Source organism: Staphylococcus sp. HMSC072B07, from assembly GCF_001815505.1.
Taxonomy (GTDB): Bacteria; Bacillota; Bacilli; order Staphylococcales; family Staphylococcaceae; genus Staphylococcus; species Staphylococcus simulans.
Window position 1 is genome coordinate 1 of the sequence record NZ_KV820962.1, and the last position, 300, is coordinate 300.

The 300-nt window shown below is 43.0% G+C and carries 1 protein-coding gene; it reads left to right on the plus strand.

The genetic code is table 11. The annotated features are described in order from the left end of the window. The coding region (locus HMPREF3031_RS11875) for an SdrD B-like domain-containing protein (RefSeq protein WP_142351344.1) at positions 1–300 on the plus strand (300 nt) is incomplete at both ends.

Consider the following 300-nt stretch of genomic DNA (forward strand, 5'->3'; position numbering starts at 1 on the left):
CGAATGTCGGCAACCCTGAATTGGACTCAAACGGAACAACAACAACAGTAACTGTAGACAATGCAGACGATAAAACAATCGACAGCGGTTTCTACAAACCAGTACAAGAAACACCACAAGAACCAGCAACTTACACAGTTGGTGATAAAGTTTGGGAAGACACAAACAAAGACGGAGTACAAAACTCAAATGAACCAGGTATCCCTGGCGTAGAAGTAACGTTGACAAAACCGGACGGATCAACAGTAACGACTACAACAGACGGAAACGGTAACTATGAGTTTACAAACTTACCGAACG